Source organism: Phaeobacter sp. S60 (genome assembly GCF_000826845.1).
GTDB lineage: Bacteria > Pseudomonadota > Alphaproteobacteria > Rhodobacterales > Rhodobacteraceae > Phaeobacter > Phaeobacter piscinae.
Genome location: NZ_JSWJ01000003.1, coordinates 520,189 through 537,200 on the forward strand (window position 1 = coordinate 520,189; position 17,012 = coordinate 537,200).

The window sequence follows — 17,012 nt, forward strand, 5'->3', positions numbered from 1 at the left end:
GAATGGGAGGATGCGAGCCGGATCTCTCACCGGCCCGCACGCCTCAGATTGTCTTACATCTTGCACTCTGCCGCATAGGCGTCAGCGTGATTTTCCAAACCGGTTGCGATGATCTTGTTGGTGAAAACATCCCCTTCCTGAATGACTTCGCGGACGTAGATGTTCTGGACCGGGTGGTGGTTGTCGCCGAATTTGAAATCACCCCGAACGGAGTCGAACTCCGCAGCCTTCAGCGCCGCGCGGAAGGCCTCCTTGTCATCAACACTTGCCTTGTCCAATGCGCTGAGGATCAGGTTTGCGGTGTCGTAGCCCTGGCTTGCATAGAGCGAAGGGAGGCGTTCATATTTCTGCTCAAAGGCGGTGACAAAGGCCGTGTTGGCCGGATTGTCGAGGTCTTTGTTCCACTGCGAGGTGTTCTTGATCCCCAATGCAGCACCACCGACCGCCTGCAGAATGCCCTGATCAAAACTGAAGGCCGGGCCAACAACCGGCAGATCGACACCGCTGTCTGCATATTGCTTGAGGAAGGAAATGCCCATGCCACCCGGCAGGAAGAAATAGACGCTGTCGGCACCGGAAGCGCGGATCTGAGCAATTTCGGCCGCGTAATCGGTCTGACCCAATTTGGTGTATGTCTCACCGGCCAGATCGCCCTGATACATCCGCTTGTAGCCGGTCAATGCATCCTTCCCAGCCGGGTAATTCGGGGCGAGGATATAGCTGTTCTTCAGGCTCGCATTATTGGCATAGGCACCCGCCGCCTCATGCAGATTGTCGTTCTGCCAGGCCACGTTGAAGTAGTTTTCATGGCAACGCTTTCCGGCCAGTGCTGACGGACCGGCATTGGGCGACAGGTAGAATACGCCTTGCGCCGTGGCCGCCGGAACCACCGCCATAGCGAGGTTCGACCAGATGATGCCGGTCATGATATCGACCTTTTCTGATTGGATCATCTGATCAGCGATCTGTACGGCGCTTTCGGGTTTGCGCTGATCGTCTTCGATCACCACTTCGATATCATCGCGGCCTGCCTGCTCCATCGCCAGCATGAAACCGTCGCGCACATCGACGCCAAGGCCCGCACCGCCGCCGGAGAGTGTTGTGATCATACCAATCTTGGTCTCAGCGCTCGCGGCCAAGGCCAGCGTTGATACGGCTGTTGCCAGCGCCATGGTCTTCAGTGTCGTCATTGATCCATCTCCCTGATCTGTCTGAGCAATGAGGGCCGCTTCTGTGGCAACTCCCCGCCGCTTACTCTTTCTGATTGGACTGCACGGCGCCAGCTTTTTGCGGCGTTCTTCAGATTTGTCAGTCCACACGCATATGCTCATGCCGGAGGCAGAGCACATGCGCAGGAGACAGGTCGCGCTATGTCCAAGGACCGTTTCATCAGTCCTTCAAGGAAGCCTAGGCTGAAGTCCATATTTATTTCAAGATTAAAATATCTAACCTTAAAACTTATTGCACCAGCAACCTTACGTCCGGCCCCGACGTTGCAGCGGGTTTTCTAACCCTCGTTTGAGACGGTGCCTGCCTGCCGGGAGTGGGCGCGCGATTGGCGATGCCGTGAACAGAACTGGAAATTTCAGGAGAAATGTGACCAAGCGGTAGTCTTAGGCACGCCGATCACAACAACACATTGAATTTGCGATACGATGGCAGGTTGTAATGCTGCCGTCGGCGCGCAAACATACAGTCGGGCTCTGCAAACGATGTCATTCACTGACAGGACGTGAGGTGACGCGGTTGCTCTCTCATCGCTTCTGCACTTTGACTGCTTCTACGCTGGCGCTCGAGACCGTCAGTGTAGCGCTTCACAAGCTCAATCTGAAAGCGGATCTCGTGGACACGGTCAGCCAGCTGCTGACTGAGTGACCCGATTGCACTTTTTGCGTCGACCAGGCCGGCCTCCGTCGCGGAAAGGACATTGAGCAATGGCAATGCCAGATCCGTCAGCACCTGCGCGCTTACCTCTCGGGTCAAATCCTCAAGCCCGGCACCGAACCCCACGTCGGGGCGGAAAGCGTAGCCGATACCGCCGACGCTACACCGAAACCGAATGATGATCGACTGGCTACCGTCTTCGTCGACAGTTGAGAGAACATGTGCCCCTGCCAGAACAAGGCCCGGCACCTCAAGAATGAGCGATGGCAACGAAATCACCTGTGTTTCACCCGACAACATATTGACACAGTCAGTCAGGCCATCCGCAATGGCATCGCAGAACACTTCATCAAGAGGCATCGTGTTTACGAAGGATGTTCGATTTCGAAATGCAGGACTAACCACTTCGCAGGACCGTACATGGGGAGCCTCACCCTGATCGGCGATCAAGTTCACTATGAACCGCCGCTGATCTTCTCCAGCCTCGGAACTGTCAGTCATAGTTACCACATTCATCACAACCAACCTGTACAATTGGAGATGCTTTAATATCTAGTTAGGAGTCGTTTATAAATTATTTATGCAGCGTAGATTGGAGTAACAATCCCAGTCAAGCCTTATGCAACCATAGATTGCAATAATGCATTTCACCCCCAATACCCTCATCCCGAGTAAACCAGCATCCCAATTTGACCTTTTTTTAATTGATCATGGACCTCTTGGTGCTGAAGGCGCTAATAGATAGAGCATACGATAGACGATAGGCACACATATGACAACGCGAACTACAAAAGACCTGACGATTATCGGTATCGGGTCGTCGGCAGGCGGGCTAGAAGCCATCCGCGAACTGGTTGCCACTCTCCCGGTGGATGTGCCTGCGGCCTACGTTGTCGTACAGCACATGTCGCCACACCACAAAAGCCTGATGACAGAACTGGTGGCGCGTCAGACCCAGCTGAAGGTCGGAACCATAGAGAATGGCACCGTGCCTGAGGCCAATGTTGTCTATATTACGCCCCCCAAAAGCGATGTAATCTTCTCAAACGGTCGTCTCCATCTGTTGCAGGATCCAAATGCCGAACCTGGAACGCCACGTCCCTCGGTGGACCGCTTCCTTGTCAGTCTGGCGGAGCAAAATGGCGATAATTCGATGGCGATAATTCTCTCTGGGACGGGCAGTGATGGCGCCTATGGCGTACAAGCCATTCGCGAGGCCGGCGGCATCACCATTGCTCAGGATGCCGAGAGCGCAAAATACGACGGCATGCCTGTAGCCGCAGTTCAGACTGGTTGCGTAGATTTGGTCCTACGGCCCCAGGATATTGGTGCAAACCTGCAGAAAATCCTGTCCTCACCGCGTGATTTTACCTCCTTTCGTCACGAGAACAGCCTGCGAGATTCGCCGGTATCGGACCTGCTTCAAATCCTATTGGCGCGCACGCGTGTGGATTTCCGCGACTACAAGCAGACAACCATCAGCCGCCGGATTGAACGGCGTATGATAGCCCTTGGGATTGAAACTCAAGAGGAGTACACGCAGTTCTGCCGTAACAATCCCCATGCGGTTGATGCTCTGTTCAAAGACCTGCTGATCTCAGTCACGCGGTTCTTCCGTGATCGCGAAGAATTCGAACTGCTGAAGGGGCTGCTGCCTCAGCTTATAAAGGAGCGTGGTCCCGGAGCGCTGCGAATATGGGTCGCGGGCTGCGCCACTGGTGAGGAAGCCTATTCGATCGCGATGGTGGTCTCAGAGGCGCTTGGCAATCCGACCAATCAGCTCAAATCGCGGGTACAGATTTTTGCGACTGATATCGATAAGGAAGCGTTGAAAACGGCGCGCAAAGGGGTCTACAGCCTTGCGGCGCTGAACGATATTCCCTCTGAGCTTGCGGATAAGTACTTGATCCGTCAGACCGACGGTGTGCGGGTGGTCGACAATCTACGCAATGCAGTTCTGTTCTCCGACCACAATGTTTGCCAGGATCCCCCTTTCCAGAAAGTAGATCTGATCTGTTGCCGTAACCTGCTAATCTATTTTGGCAATCCGCTTCAGCAGAAAGTCATGTCTCGGTTCCACTATGCGATGTCACCGCATGCGCTGCTGTTCCTCGGCACTGCGGAAAGTGTTGCGGGGTCGGATGAACTGTTCGTGCAGGACCGCTCCACGTCGCATGTCTATCGCAAGCGGTCCCTGCGCGCCCATCAGGCACAGCAACCCTACAATATGCCCTCGGTTCCGATGATGGCGCAGCGGCCGACAATCAAGCCACCGCCACAGCAAGGTCCATCCACCGATCGTCAGCTTTTCGAAGCGCTGGCACAGTCTCTCGGCAAGAACTCGCTTTTGGTCACCGAGGATTTCTCTATTGCGCGAGTCTATGGGTCCGTTAGCCAGTTTATCGAAGTAAATGAGACCAGTTCGCTGCGGATGCATCTTGACCTGTTGCGCAGTCCTCTGCGCGAAGAGGCCCGCAGCCTGATTACCATCGCGTTGAAGAACGGCGCCCATAAGGGGGGCGTCCGTCATCTTCTGGCTGAAAATGACGATGAAGAAATACGTTTAGATGTCTATCCGATTATCGCCAAAGATATCAGCGAGCGCGCCGCACTGGTGGTATTCACCCCGGTAACCGTCGACCGGTCCAGGATGAACGCGGCGCCAATTGTCGGCGATGAGGGCGACGCGACCTTCGAACGGATTCGCAATCTGGAAAATGAGGTTGCAACAACCCGAGAAGCGCTGCAGCAGACCATCGAAGAACTGGAAACCTCAAACGAAGAGTTGCAGTCACTCAATGAGGAGCTCCAATCCACCAACGAAGAGCTACAAGCCACCAATGAAGAGCTCGAAACCTCAAACGAAGAACTGCAATCCACCAATGAAGAGTTGATCACCGTCAACGAGGAGCTGCAGGTCACGGCATCCGAGCTGAGTGGTCGTACAGGCGAGCTGATTTCCGTTCTTGAGAGCACGCCATTGGCGATTGTCGTGGCGGACAGCGCCTTGCAGATCACGCAGGCAACTCTGGCAGCGACGCGGATGTTCAACATTCGCCGTCCGATCTCCAGCCCTCACATCAGCCAATGCGCTCTGCCCGAAGGTTTCCCGATACTGGCACCCATTTGCAGCGAAGCGTTGCGTCTTGGCCAAACTGTAACTGAGGAATTCACTTCTAAAGGGACGCGCATCCACCTGATCTGCTCGCCCTATTTCGACGTCAACGGGCAGATCCTTGGGGTGACCATGGTGGCGTCAGAATTCCCCGGCATGGCGCACGAGATGGAGATGATCCTCGACAATTCCAAGCTGTTGCTGATGAACCGAACCCGTAGCGGAGAGATCCTGCGGATCAGTTCGGCCTACGCAGAACTTCTCGGTCCAAGCCGCGACAAAGCGCTGTCGAAAAATGTCTTCAACCTGGCCTCTGATGCCGGCGTTGATGAGCAGATGTTCGAGAATGATGCAAAAGTTCTCGACACTCAAAACGGTTTTGATCATGAATTGCTGCAAGTGAACCTTCCTCATGAAGAGAGCACCCGCTGGATCAGCATGGATCGCCACCGCTTCCCTCATCATATCATTGAAGAACCGACCATCTTCACCATTGGCACTGATGTGACCGAAACTGTGGAGGCGCGTAAACACGCTGAGGCGCTGCTGATGCAGGCTGAAATGGTGCAAGACATGGTTGGGATTGGCTTCTGGTCCATTGACTCCGATGGTCAGACCCCCTTTTGGTGGCCCAAAGTCTACGAGATTCATGGTGTAGATCCCGAAAGCTATAATCCGGAAATCGACAGCGCAATTGCGTTCTTCCACCCTGACGATCGCGAGGACGTTCAACGCATCGTCTCCGAGGCCATCGAAGCCGGCACTGGCTTTAACTTCATCAAACGTTTGATCCGCGCCGATGGCTCGGAGATTCATGTGGAAAGCCAGGGCGTGGCAGTGCGCGACGAAAACGGCGAGGTGACACGGTTGGTCGGTATCTTCCGCGAGGCGCAACAGGCTGTCGGCTGACCAGCTTTAACTTCGGCAATAGCAGTTTAAGAAAGGCGCAGGTGACTGCGCCTTTCTTTATATTCGATTTCTGCGTGTTTTGCCCAGTCCCCACGGCACGAGCATTATACGACTTTCAGCCGTTTGCCTGCGGTTAGCCCATCTGCGGCTGCGGTGATGGCTTGCGCGTCGATGCCGAAGTGACGGTAGAGATCGCCGATGGTGCCGGTTTGGCCAAAATGCTCGACGCCAAGCGGAATAGACTGATGCCCCTGAACGCTCCCCAGCCAGCTCAGGGTTGCGGGATGCCCGTCAATCACCGTGATCAGCTTGCAATGGCTGGGCAGCTGGGCCAGCAAGGTCTCGATATGGCTTTGCGCCTGCGGCAGGCCACGTGCCCGCGCCCGCTGCGCTGCGGTCCAGCCCGCATTCAACCGGTCGGCTGAGGTGACGGCCAGCACGCCCACGTCACGGCGACCCTCGCCAATGGCGGCAGCGGCTTTGATGGCTTCTGGCGCGACGGCCCCCTGATAGGCGATCACCACATCACAGTTCGGCCCCGGCTTTTTCAGCCAGTAAGCGCCATCAATGGCCCCCTGCCGGAAATCATCGTCACCACGTTTGCCGGGCTGTTCAATCGGGTTGGTGGTTAGTCGCAAATAGACCGAGCCGCCGGTCTCATCGCGCAGCCATGTGCGCTCATCCGGGTCACCCTCGCCGTCGCGCTGGAGATAGTCAAACGCCCATTCCATAATCACCGCCAGCTCATCCACGAAGGCAGGTTCAAACGCAGCCAGCCCGTCCTGGCTCATCCCGATCAGTGGCGAGCCGATGGATTGATGCGCGCCCCCTTCCGGGGCCAATGTCACCCCAGATGGCGTGCCTACGATCATGAAACGGGCATCCTGGTAGCAGGCATAGTTCAGCGCATCGAGGCCACGCGCGACGAAGGGATCATAGACGGTGCCAATCGGGATCAACCGCTTGCCAAACAGCGATTGAGACAGGCCGGCAGCCCCCAGCAGCAAGAACAAGTTCATCTCCGCAATGCCCAACTCGATATGCTGGCCGTCCGGTGTAAACTCCCATTTGGCGGTCGACGGGATCTTATGCTCGATGAACGCATCCGCCTGGGCCGTGCGGGCAAACAGCTTGCGCCGGTTCACCCAAGGACCAAGGTTGGTGGTGCCGGTCACGTCCGGAGACATGGTGACAATCCTCGTTGCCAGATCGCTGTCGCCTTTGGAGAGGTCATCAAGGATCTTGCCAAATCCCATCTGTGTCGACATTTCGCGGTCGGTCTTCACCTCCACCGTCGGCACAGGCAAGCGCGCGTCCTGATAACGCCGCGCGCCCTTGGCAAAAAACGGGGCCTGATCCAGAAACCCTTGCAGCGCAGCCGCATCTTTGACCGTTGCAAACGGCTCCCATTCCTCGCCCTCAGCGACGCCCATATAGCGCTGCCATTCCGCCATCTGGGTCTTGTTCATCAGGCCGCCGTGGTTGTCCTTGTGGCCCGCGATGGGCGTGCCCCACCCCTTCACCGTATAGGCCAGGAAACAAACCGGGCGGTCATGGTCGATGGCGGCAAAGGTCTCGGCCATGGTGGTTACGCAATTGCCGCCGAGGTTTTCCATCAGAGACGCCAGCTCCGCATCCGAACGTCGCTCGATCAGTGCAGTCACATCCCCCTGATCGCCCAGATCCTCCATCAGATGCTGGCGCCAGATCGCTCCGCCCATGAAGGTTAACGCCGAATATGTCTGGTTCGGGCAATCATCAATCCACTGACGCAGCTTGTCGCCGCCCGGCTCCTCAAATGCGGCGCGCTGCAGGGCGCCATATTTTACCTTCACCACATCCCAGCCAAAGGCGTCAAAGATCTTCTCGATCCGCTGGAACAATCCTTCGCGCACGATCCCGTCAAGGGACTGGCGGTTGTAATCAATGATCCACCAGGTGTTGCGCAGATCGTTTTTCCAGCCTTCCTGAAGGCATTCATAGACATTGCCCTCATCCAGCTCAGCGTCGCCGACCAGCGCCACCATGCGCCCCTGCGGCGCGTCCTCACCCCAGGATTTCGCGGTGATATAGTCCTGAACCATGGACGCAAAGGAGGTGATCGCCACGCCCAGACCCACAGATCCGGTGGAGAAATCCACGTCATCAATATCCTTGGTCCGGCTCGGATAGCTTTGCACGCCGCCAAAGCCTCGGAAATTCTCCATCTTCTCCCGGGTCTGGTTGCCCATAAGATACTGGATCGCATGAAAGATCGGCGAGGCATGGGGTTTCACCGCCACCCGATCCTCAGGCCGCAGTGCGCTGAAATAGAGCGCGGTCATGATCGACACCATGGAGGCGGAGCTGGCCTGATGACCCCCGATCTTGATGCCATCTTCCTTGGCGCGCAGGTGGTTGGCGTTGTGGATCATCCAGTGTGACAGCCATAGCAGCCGCTGCTCAATCGTCTTGAGCATTTCAGAAGAGGGTGTCGGCGCGGCGGATGTCGGGGTCATGGTCAAACTCGTTGGCATAAGTTTAATGTTCCCCTCCCGCCTGGGTGCGGAGGGGGCTTTACATAAGGCACCCCGAAGGGCGCGGCAGTTACAATAGGCGCCCAAATGGCGCGCGCCCGTGCACAGCCGAAATCAGGCAGCAGCGTAGGCGTTATGCGAGGACAGCGCCTGCATCAGATCGTCGATGATATCGTCGACACCTTCAAGCCCTACTGACATCCGCACCAGACCTTCAGCGATCCCATGTTCGGCGCGTTCCTCAGGGGTATAGGTCGAATGGGTCATGCTGGCCGGGTGTTGGATCAGGGTTTCCGCATCGCCTAGCGAGACCGCGCGCTGGACCATCTCAAGCCGGTTCATCATGGCGATACCGCCCGCCTTGCCGCCGACCACCTCAAACGGGATCATGCCACCAAAGCCCGACATTTGCCGTCGCGCCAGATCACCTTGGGCAAAATCATCAAGGCCGGGATAATAGACCCGCTCCACCGCAGGGTGCGATTGCAGAGCCTCGGCAACCTTCAATGCGGATTTGCAATGGCGCTCCATGCGCAGTTCCAGCGTCTTCAGGCCGCGCATCAGCAGCATTGCGCTGAAGGGTGACATAACCGCACCGGTCATATCCTTCAGCCCGACCAAACGAATCTGGGTGATATCCTCCTTGGAGCCCACCACCAGACCGGCAATGACATCCCCGTGCCCACTGATGAATTTGGTGGCTGAATGCACGACGATATCAGCGCCCAGTTCGATCGGTCGCGTGATGACCGGCGTGGCAAAAGTGTTGTCGACCACCACCTTGGCACCGGCTTTATGTGCAATCTCGGAAATCGCGGCGATGTCGATCAGGCGGTTATTGGGATTCGCCGGCGTCTCAAAATAGACCAGCTTGGTCTTCGGGCTGATCGCCTCAGCCAGATTGGTTGGGTCCGTCATATCCACCAGGCGTACCTTCACGCCAAAACGCGGCAGGCCGTGGGTCATAAACGAGAAGGTGCAGCCATAAAGCGTCTTGTCGAGAATGATTTCGTCACCCGCTGCAAGGAACGACCACAGGGTCGAGGTGATCGCCCCCATGCCGGACGCTGTGGCAAGCCCTGCTTCGCCCCCTTCCAGATTGGCAATCCGCTGCTCCAGATGGTCCAAAGTCGGGTTGGAGATCCGGCTGTAGAAATGCCCTTCACGTTCGCCGGTGAACATCTCACCGCCGGCCTCGGCGGAATCGAAGGTGAACGTCGACGTCAGATAGAGCGGCGGGTTCAGCGATCCCTGCTGCGACTGCGTGTCATAGCCATGGTGGATTGCGCGTGTGGAGAAGCTGGAACCGGTTTTTGTCATGGAAATCACCCTGTTGCGTTTCCAGCATCTTAGGATGGTCACACGGGCGATTAGTTGCTAATTTACCCTCAAATAGCATAAGGATTGGCATATTATGCCAGAAATACCCAGACTAGACGTGACTGACCGGCGAATTATCCGGGCGCTGCAGCGCAATGGGCGGATGACGAATCTCGACCTCGCGGCAGAGGTCAATCTCTCCCCCTCGCCCTGCCTGCGCCGATTGCGTATTTTGGAAAATACCAATGTCATTCAGGGCTACAGCATCGACGTCGATGCCAAGGTCTACGGGCTGCCGGTCACGGTCTTTGTCCGGGTCAGCCTTGAGAACCATACAGAAAGCGTGGTGGCCAATTTCGAACGCCAGATCCGCGACACGCCGGAGGTGCTGGAGTGTTTTGTAATGACCGGTCTGGCCGACTATCTGCTGCGGGTGGTGGTGGCGGATCTGGAAGATTATGAGCGCTTCGTGCGCGCCCGGCTCCATCCCATCGGGGGCATCAGTTCCATCGATACCAGCTTTGTCTACGGCGTCGTGAAAAAGACCGCAGTCTACCCTGAGGTTGAGGGCAACGGAGGCTGATCACCCATCAGGTTCGCTGATTTGCAGATGGTCGGCAAAGATACGACCTCCCCCGCGCTACATTCTTTATAATTCTATACTATTCGATATACTGCCCCCCTATCGGCGGCAGGACATCATCCATGCAGGGGCCCATCCCGACAATCCTTCCCAAAGTCTCGACGCGGCTCACGGCGTTTGCCTTTGCTGATGTGGCCGATTACACGCGGCATATCGAGATCAGCACCACAGAAACGGTGCGCAGATGGTGTCATTTGCGTGATACAGTGCTGCTAGATGAACTGGAACGGTACGACGGTGTGCGGCGGTCTGATGCTGGTGATGCGCTACTGGTAGAATTCACCAGTGCCACTGATGCCGTGCGATGGGCTATGGCAGTGCAGGACCGACTTGCCCAGTCGGACAACGATGCCAACCCGATGAAGATCCGTATCGGTATCAATATCGACGACGTGATCGACGATCAGGGCACTGTGCAATCCGATGGCGTTGTTGTTGCCTCGCGCATTCATCAGCTTGCCGATCCGGGAACGGTAGTGGTGACCAAAATGGTTCGCGACATCGTGCGCGGGAAACTCTCTCTGCGATTTCAAGATCTTGGCTCACCGCTCCTGAAGAACATCGACCGTCCAGTTCAGGTCTATCAAGTCTGTGACGGCAGCGGTGACACCCTTCCCTTACACCCCCATGCGGATTGGAAAAACCGCCCGACGTTGGCGGTGCTGCCATTTCAGGATCGCGGCGCGCAGGCAGAGGAGCAGTATTTCGGTGATGGTATCACCGAGGAAATCATCTCAGGCGTGTCCCGCAGCCGCACAATGTTTGTCATGGCGCGCACTTCGACGCTTAAATTCCGAGGCAGCAATGAGAACCCGGCCGAGATTGGTCGCGGGCTTGGGGTCTCCTATCTCTTGACCGGTTCGGTCGACCGCCACGGGGATCAGCTGCGCATTTTTGTTGAACTGATGGATGTGCTGCGCAACCGCGCCATCTGGGCCCAGACCTACCGCGGAGATTTGCAGGAGCTGTTTGCCTTTCAGGATGAGATCGCCTCCGGTGTGCTGGCGATGCTGGAACCAAAAGTGCTGTCAACGGAGGCGGAGCATATCAGCGCCCGAAGCACCGACAGTCTGGATGCGTATAAATGTGTGCTGCGGGCGCTCGCACGACTCTATCAGCTGGATGACCGCAGCTATGAAGAGGCGATCGCCCTGCTGCAACGAGCCGTGTCTCTCGATCCCAATTACCCACAGGCCCATGCCTACCTTGCATGGTGTATGAATTTCTTTCTAGCGGAAGGTCATTCTCGAAACCCGCGTGACGACATCTTGATCATGATCAACCATTCCCGACGCGCAGTGGAACTGGACCCCGATGACGCGCTGACCCTGTCGGTACGCGCCCATGTGCTCAGCCTGCATGAAAACAGCCCGGAAGACGCATTGGAACTCTTTGAGGATGCACTAGCGCATAATATGAACCTGCCGCTGGCCTGGGGGCTGAGTGCGACGACATATGCCTATCTCGGTGACGGTGCAGAGGCCCGCGACAGGCTTCTCAATGTCTGGCGGCTGGCCCCCTATGATCCATTGAGCTTCTTTTTCCTAACTGCGGCCGGCCTTGCTGAGTTTGTTGACGGGAACATGCCGGAAGCGATCCGTTTCCTGAAGAACGCCCGCCGTAACAAACCACGCTTCATGGCGAGCCTGCGTCTGCTTGCGGCGTCTTTTGCCCTCAGCGGTCAGGCAGACAACGCACGCAAGGTGGCTCAGGAAATTCTTGATCTGGATCCCGGCTTCTCGGTCTCAAAATTTGCAACTTGGTATCCACTTAAATCGAAGCAGGCTCTGGAGCGACTGATCGACGGATTGATACGCGCAGGACTGCCGGAATAGACGGCAGCCACAGCGCATAATCGGGATACCCGACAATAACAAAATAAACCGAGAGGCAGACCGGCAAAGGCCAGATATCAGCAGCCACGTAGGACGTTTTTTAACTCGTATTCAACGATTTAAGGGGGATTTATGATGGCGGAACATGGCAGTTCACAAGGCGCGTCAAACGGTCTGGGCCTCGGGTTGGGGCTGGGCCTCGGCAATGGTCTGGGCCTCGGAAATGGTTTGGGGTTGGGCAATGGCCTCGGACTTGGCAACGGATTGGGCGCAGGTCAGGGCTTAGGGCTTGGCCTGGGTTTGGGATCCGGCCTTGGTCTTGGGCTAGGATCAGGTCTTGGCCTCGGCAACGGTTTGGGGCTCGGCTCGGGTTTGGGACTCGGGCTGGAAGACAACGGCTATCTTCTTGGCAATGGCGCTGACGCTGGTATCGGCACATTGCGCAGCTACTACGCGACGCCAATGGAGCTGGGGCTGCTGCCCTGGACGCTGGATTTTAGCCCCGACAACAACGGCGGTGACCCGTTCCCGCTGTCGATGATCATCAGCCCCTATCAAATCCCAAAAGACAAGGGGACACCGGGACAACCGCAATACCCTATAACGCTGGAATGGATCACCGAGGACTGGGATCCCGCTCTGCGGTTCTGGGCGCTTCCATTTGATCCCAATCTTGGGGAATGGCTGCGTGCAGCAGACAGATCCGAACCCGGCACCATGGCAGCACTGGAATTCGCCTCACAATATCAGAACTGGCATCCCGCCCATGTCGGCGACCGGTGGCTGGAACGAAACGATCTACGTTGGCGCTATGTTCAAACAGGAAGCCCAACGCAATCTCAGGTCGCCGCCAAAGATGCCCTTGATATCATCGTTGCTGAGCTCGAAGTGCTCAAAATGTATATGGAGGATGATCGTCAACAGTATATGGTTGAATGCGATATCCAGGCGGATGGCCTGCCGGCCTATTTGATCCATTTTCTGGGAGCCAACAGCTTTGACCATCCGTTCACGCTCAAACTGATTGATCTTGGACTGGCTGTCGGCAATGTCGCCTATATGAGCTATAAAGCCCATTTTAAACGGGTGCGCCCATCGATACTGCGGCCCGGCCTGACGGTGCCCTTTGGGCCACCCGCTCATCCAGCCTTTCCCAGCGGCCATGCGTTTCTGGCGCATTTCCTGTCCCTGCTGTTGCTGGAAATTCCCGGCGTGGCACAGCGATTTGGGGTGGTGAAAGGGTATAAATCTGATGGCTCAGGCACGGATGTGCAAATCCCGGCGGGCACCTTGCTACGCAAGCCGACCTATAATGATCTGCTTGGCAGTGATGTGATCGCCTCGCCGTTGCTGACCATGGCGAACCGGATTGCGGTGAACCGTGAAAGGATCGGGGTGCACTACCCCTCCGACTCGACCGCTGGACGGCACATCGCGGCAGGCATCTGGTATTGCCTGATGGACAGCGCCCCGGTGAACCCAGAGGCAAGCGGCGACCCATGGGCGCATATCTCGGTCCCCACACTGCATCGTATCCTGGAGAAGGCGAAGACCGAATGGCCGACACCCTGGGTCTCCGCTGACATAACATGAGGATCGCAGAGACCTCCTAGGACGCCATATGCAGGCCCAGATTGTTGTCACCCGCGACCAGATCAACAAGGGCCTGCACCTTCGTCGGCGGTGACGCCGCTGCGCCAATCTTGATCGTAAAGTCAGCGGCAGGGTCGGTGTTGGCACGGTCATTGATCTGGCTCAGCTCATAAAAGACCACCAGCTGGGTGCCTGCAGGGGCCGCAGTGCCTGCCGCCGTGGTCAGCTGTGTAATCTGCTGCTGATCAGTCTGCACCAGCGTCATGCCGGCCGCGTCCGGCGCAATATCGAACGGTCCGATATCAACCTGGCCGTTCCAAACAACACTGCGCTCCATAATCTGAGCCGACGGTTTGTCATTAAGCACCCAACCAGCCCACGCCCGCAGCCGCGCGCCACCAGCGGCCACCGCCCCTCTGTTGCCAAAGCTCGGCAGCCAGCCGGGCATCACCCAATCGGCATCTGCCGCCCAATGAAGCGAGACGGGCACATAGCTGCCCGGTCCGACCTTCACCGGCCCGTCCCCGGTCGGGAACACATCAGGACGGCGGTCGCGAATATAGATATCTACGAGCGGCGGCGCCCCCGCCTTGCTGATAATCTCACTCGGCTCGGAGGGGAACATGCCCATGGTTTCATAGGCCCATCGCGTCACCTTGTGAGAGGTGGCGGGCTGCCAGTCTGCTCCGCCTCTCGGCAAGGGTACGGAAGCCGGGGCGCTCCAACCGGCCTCCTCCATGCCAACCTCCAGCATTTCCGCCCGCGACGGCGATTGTGCCAGCCCGGCCATCCCCTGCATCAGCAGATATAGCGCCATATCAGAGGCCCGGGTGCGCTGTGCCCAGTTAGCCTCTGTACCGGCAAGCGTATCGCCGCCCAAGGATCGATACAGCAGGAAGCAGGTGGACGATAGGATCTGCTCGGTCAGATAGGCTTTATGCTCGGTCCCGGAATCCGGTGGATCCTCAATCACAGAGCGATTCAGCAACCCATACCAGCCCCAGCCCATTGCGGGCGTCCGGTCGTGCCGCCGCGGCGCGAAGACAAAGGGAAACGTCCACCCCCGCATCCTCGGGTCGCCGGGATAGGCCGGGCTGGACAGATCCGACAGCGGATCGAAGAACACCGCCGCCAGCGAGTCCCCTGCACTATGGGCGAAATCGAACTCAAGCTGCCCAATCCGGGCCGCCAAAAGGTAATGCCCGAATTCATGCATCATCCAGCGTCCGCAGCTGGCCATACCCAGAGGCTCCAATTGACTGCCCGGCGTCCCAGCCTTCACCCGCGCCCAACGGTTGAGATTGGCCAGCGCCAGATGCATATCAATACTGGGTTTGCTCTGAAGGGTGGCATCCGGCGCCACTTCATAGCGCACCTGAGCATTGATTGTTCGCCCATCCCGGCCCGGTCCCGGCACGATGCCCGAGCGGTAGTGTACGGCCAGCGGCCCCTCAGCCGTCGCCATGTAACTCTCTGGTGCAAGGCCCAGCCCGCGCATCGTGTCAAAGAAGGTTTTGCTGTGCCAATAGGCGCTGATCGCACTGGATATATTGCGGCGCGGCGGCAGATCAGACAGCCCTGTTCCCGGCAGGGTCTTTGGCAGTTTTCCAACCCCGTCGCCCGGCACAAATCGCGGACAGTTGCGCACTTCATAGGCCGGCTGCTGCATCTTCAGGCCACTACCCAACCCAATCGCCCGGTTTTCCCGGAACAGGTCTAATATCATGTCCGGCCGCGTTGGTCGGCGCCATGCAAGCGGTGGTGCGGGGTGTGGCGATACCCGCCCCGAGGGGGCGCGCCAATCGGGCGGCGGCACCGGAAATACCCGCACAAAAGGCAGCGGCGGCGGTAGCGGAGCGCCCGTCCCCGCCACCGCATGACTGACAAGCGGCACCCGCGTCACGGAGAGCAACTCAACCTCATTTGCGCCCGGCTCCGCGAGACGCACCCGAACGGTCAAACGATAGCTCACAGGTTCGCCACGCGGCGTATCCTGCCCGCGCGCCAGCAGGGTCAGGGTGATTTCCCAGGCCCCGTCGGTGACGTTTTCGGGCTGCGCAGAAAATCGAATATCTTGCAAAAGCAGAGACTTGGGCACCACTCCGGCCGGTTTGGCAATATCATCCTCCAGCATCGTGATCATCCGATAGACCGAGGACCGCGCCGCAGGCTGCGCATCCGTTTGAGGTGTCGGCGGGACAGAGGATGTATCAGAGGGTGGCGGCGATGTCGCGCTGCTGGCGTCGTCTGAGACCGCAGCCTCAACGGGCGCGTCGCCCGTGTCCGTCTCAGAGGATGCAACCAGTGTGGCCGGTGCCACACCGGTCTGAAACCCCAAGGGAACACCGGAGAGGCTGCGCGACAAGCCGCTTAGAACCAACTGTTTTTCCGCATCACTGCGCCCGGCCAACAGCGATGACAGCGCTTGGTGGGATCCACCGGGAAACTCTGCCGTCAGGCCACGGATAATCAGGTCAAAGCCATCATCAGTGGCGCGCACCTCAATCGGGACGCGGAATCCGGCGGACGGGAACCGCATCAGAAAAGACCCGTGCATCGGGTCAGGAATACCTTCTGTCGCCACGAGGATCACGGTGCCCGGCATCGCGCTCTTTGGATGGCGCGACAGGTTCCAGCTGGCGATCTGCCCCTCAAGACGGCTCGGCTCAGCGTTGATTTTGGGCCAGATATCGCACCAATGCAGCAGGCTGCCGCTTGCGGCGACATCCGCCAACAGATCCAGCATCGGATCCGCTTTACCCAGCGGCGGCGGCGTTGCGTTCACATAGTGCTTCAGCTGTTTGAGGTATTGTTCTACCGCCGTGCTTAGCGCCGCCCGATCAATCTCACCATCAGCACCGCCCACACGCGCAGCCGTCACATAAGGCACCGTCGGATGTGATATCAGGCGCGACGGGCGGCGTGACCCCGAATATTGCCACTCATATCGCAACCAAGCCCGCGGTGTTGTACCTTCAGAAACGTCAGTGGGAGGCCATTTGCCAGGATGTGTCAGTTTCGCCATATCATCCCCTTTGGTGCATGCGCCGAAGGGCATGCTATGTCTGTGCCAAAATGTTCACCCGACATCCTCAGGAACGACCCTCCGCAGACACGCAACGACATAATATGCCGCCGTTCAGCAAAGAGTGACGCGGTTTTTCAATCCCGTCCTTTCATTGGAGGCGCGCTGCTGG

The 17,012-nt window shown here is 57.7% G+C and carries 9 protein-coding genes; 4 read left to right on the top strand and 5 right to left on the bottom strand.

The window, feature by feature from the left end; all coding sequences use genetic code 11:
- Window positions 1-53 precede the first annotated feature (53 nt).
- Window positions 54-1,190: an ABC transporter substrate-binding protein gene (locus OO25_RS04005; RefSeq protein WP_040169230.1), complete on the bottom strand. Its 1,137-nt coding sequence runs from the start codon at window positions 1,188-1,190 to the stop codon at window positions 54-56.
- 529 nt (window positions 1,191-1,719) lie between these two features.
- Window positions 1,720-2,385 carry a hypothetical protein gene (locus OO25_RS04010; protein WP_242406973.1) on the bottom strand — a complete coding sequence of 222 codons (666 nt, stop codon included), beginning with the start codon at window positions 2,383-2,385 and terminating at the stop codon, window positions 1,720-1,722.
- Between the two features lie 271 nt (window positions 2,386-2,656).
- Here OO25_RS04010 and OO25_RS04015 point away from each other — a divergent pair, with 271 nt between their 5' ends.
- Window positions 2,657-5,908, top strand: coding sequence for a chemotaxis protein CheB (locus OO25_RS04015; RefSeq protein WP_040178587.1), 3,252 nt, complete (start codon window positions 2,657-2,659; stop codon window positions 5,906-5,908).
- A gap of 104 nt (window positions 5,909-6,012) precedes the next feature.
- On the opposite strand, the gene OO25_RS04020 is transcribed toward OO25_RS04015, so the two are convergent.
- Together OO25_RS04020 and OO25_RS04025 are read right to left on the bottom strand one after the other, a co-directional pair.
- On the bottom strand, window positions 6,013-8,424 hold the full coding sequence (locus OO25_RS04020; RefSeq protein ID WP_040178589.1) for a 1-deoxy-D-xylulose-5-phosphate synthase N-terminal domain-containing protein: 2,412 nt from the start codon (window positions 8,422-8,424) through the stop codon (window positions 6,013-6,015).
- Between the two features lie 114 nt (window positions 8,425-8,538).
- The gene (locus tag OO25_RS04025; protein WP_040178590.1) at window positions 8,539-9,744 is read right to left on the bottom strand and encodes a methionine gamma-lyase; all 1,206 of its coding nucleotides are present in this window, start codon (window positions 9,742-9,744) and stop codon (window positions 8,539-8,541) included.
- A gap of 94 nt (window positions 9,745-9,838) precedes the next feature.
- On the opposite strand from OO25_RS04025, the gene OO25_RS04030 reads away from it, so the two are divergent.
- The 3 genes from OO25_RS04030 (at window position 9,839) to OO25_RS04040 (ending at window position 13,815) form a co-directional block, all read left to right on the top strand.
- Window positions 9,839-10,327, top strand: a complete 489-nt coding sequence (locus OO25_RS04030; protein WP_040178592.1) for an Lrp/AsnC family transcriptional regulator — start codon at window positions 9,839-9,841, stop codon at window positions 10,325-10,327.
- A gap of 122 nt (window positions 10,328-10,449) precedes the next feature.
- Window positions 10,450-12,222 carry an adenylate/guanylate cyclase domain-containing protein gene (locus tag OO25_RS04035; RefSeq protein WP_040169240.1) on the top strand — a complete coding sequence of 591 codons (1,773 nt, stop codon included), beginning with the start codon at window positions 10,450-10,452 and terminating at the stop codon, window positions 12,220-12,222.
- Window positions 12,223-12,354: 132 nt separating this feature from the next.
- Complete coding sequence (locus OO25_RS04040) at window positions 12,355-13,815, top strand: phosphatase PAP2 family protein (RefSeq protein ID WP_040178594.1); 1,461 nt, start codon at window positions 12,355-12,357, stop codon at window positions 13,813-13,815.
- 16 nt (window positions 13,816-13,831) lie between these two features.
- Here the strand turns inward: OO25_RS04040 and OO25_RS04045 are convergent, their stop codons facing one another.
- A complete protein-coding gene (locus OO25_RS04045; RefSeq protein WP_242406974.1) occupies window positions 13,832-16,696 on the bottom strand; it encodes a hypothetical protein in 2,865 nt (954 codons plus the stop codon).
- Window positions 16,697-17,012 lie beyond the last annotated feature (316 nt).

Bases quoted from the DNA above. Each gene is read 5' to 3' on its own strand.
- OO25_RS04015 (WP_040178587.1), top strand. From the start codon at position 2,657: ATGACAACGCGAACTACAAAAGACCTGACGATTATCGGTATCGGGTCG.
- OO25_RS04025 (WP_040178590.1), bottom strand. From the start codon at position 9,744: ATGACAAAAACCGGTTCCAGCTTCTCCACACGCGCAATCCACCATGGC.
- OO25_RS04005 (WP_040169230.1), bottom strand. From the start codon at position 1,190: ATGACGACACTGAAGACCATGGCGCTGGCAACAGCCGTATCAACGCTG.
- OO25_RS04020 (WP_040178589.1), bottom strand. From the start codon at position 8,424: ATGCCAACGAGTTTGACCATGACCCCGACATCCGCCGCGCCGACACCC.
- OO25_RS04010 (WP_242406973.1), bottom strand. From the start codon at position 2,385: ATGACTGACAGTTCCGAGGCTGGAGAAGATCAGCGGCGGTTCATAGTG.
- OO25_RS04030 (WP_040178592.1), top strand. From the start codon at position 9,839: ATGCCAGAAATACCCAGACTAGACGTGACTGACCGGCGAATTATCCGG.
- OO25_RS04040 (WP_040178594.1), top strand. From the start codon at position 12,355: ATGATGGCGGAACATGGCAGTTCACAAGGCGCGTCAAACGGTCTGGGC.
- OO25_RS04035 (WP_040169240.1), top strand. From the start codon at position 10,450: ATGCAGGGGCCCATCCCGACAATCCTTCCCAAAGTCTCGACGCGGCTC.